The organism is Staphylococcus sp. EG-SA-2, assembly GCF_017152085.1.
Window position 1 is genome coordinate 1 of record NZ_JACYHC010000754.1, and the last position, 1508, is coordinate 1508.

A 1508-nucleotide genomic window follows, 5' to 3' on the forward strand; every position below is an offset into this window, starting at 1 on the left:
AAGCTGAACTAGCAGGTGTAAATAAAGAAGATATTAGTATCGATTTCAATAATAATACGCTCACTATTCAAGCTACTAGAAGCGCAAAATACAAATCTGAACAACTCATTTTAGATGAGCGTAACTTCGAATCATTAATGCGTCAATTTGATTTTGAAGCTGTTGATAAGCAACATATTACTGCTAGTTTTGAAAATGGGTTATTAACCATTACATTGCCTAAAATCAAACCAAGCAATGAAACTACTTCATCAACATCTATTCCAATTTCATAGTTAAATTTAAAATGAATACACTACTAAAGCCTTAATGTCATGCTACGAATATTGTGCATGATATTAAGGCTTTGTATTTAACTAAATGAATGTCATGTATTACATATCAACTGTGTTTCAATGAACCATATTCTTTTTGATATAAATGGCGCATGGTAAATAATGCAATGCATCCAAATACCGCTAAGAAAATAAATGCTAAATGGCTTGAACCTGTTAAATTAGCTACGTATGTGATGACCAACGGTGGGAAGAATCCTCCTAAACCACCCATCATTGATACGATACCATTTGCTGATCCTGCTTCATTTGAGAAGTAGGATGGTACTAATTTAAAAATTAAGCCGTTACCAATACCTGCACAAATACTTATTGTTAAACAGCCTACAGTGAATAATGCGATATGGTCTGAAATACCTAAAATAACGGCACCGATAATCATAATAACAAAATCAATCATCAGTACTTTAACTGCATTAAATTTATCACCTAGTATACCACCTATTGGTCTCAAGAATGTTGCCAGCGCAATGAATACACCTGAACGAATACCAGCATCTACTTTGTCAATTCCAAAATGATTTACTAAGTAGTTAGGTAAGAAAATACCAAATGCTACAAAAGCACCAAAAGTAATGAAATACCAATAACTTAAGTAATATAATTTGTAGTTTTTAGATAATGTTTTCATTTGGGCCATTAATGGCACTTTAATTTTACGTTCTTGTGTGTCACCAAAAATGAACATAATTAATGCAAATAAAGCGATAATAATTAAGTAACTTCTAACTGTTGTTTGCCAACCAATAATACCCGCTATCGGTGGTGCTAAAAATGAAGAAACTGCTGTACCGATATTCCCCATACCATAAATACCATTTGCTAGACCTACTTTTTCTTTTGGGAAATATTTAGGAACTGATGTAACACCAACAGAGAAAATTGCGCCACCTACGCCAAGGAAAAATCCTGATGCCATTAACATACCCGGCGTTTGTGCTTGGCTTAAGAAAAATATCGGGAATAACAATACGATAAAACTTGTAAAGAATACCCATTTAGCACCAACAATATTTGTTAAATAACCAAATGGCACACGGAGCACTGATCCCAAAATAACTGGTATCGCTAAAATGATTGATATTTGACCTTCAGTAACATTGACATCTTGTTTAATAAAGGGCATTAATGGCGCAATTATACTCCAAGCCATAAACCCAACCACTAAACTTA

2 protein-coding genes are annotated in these 1508 nt (G+C 33.4%); one reads left to right on the forward strand and one right to left on the reverse strand.

What is annotated here, in order from left to right; all coding sequences use genetic code 11:
* Positions 1 to 275, forward strand: a 275-nt coding sequence (locus IDG60_RS13720) for an Hsp20 family protein (RefSeq protein ID WP_206160800.1), incomplete at its 5' end; no start/stop codon positions are given.
* A 106-nt stretch (positions 276 to 381) separates the two neighbouring features.
* On the opposite strand, the gene IDG60_RS13725 is transcribed toward IDG60_RS13720, so the two are convergent.
* On the reverse strand, positions 382 to 1508 hold a 1127-nt coding region (locus IDG60_RS13725; protein WP_206160801.1), incomplete at its 5' end, for a nitrate/nitrite transporter.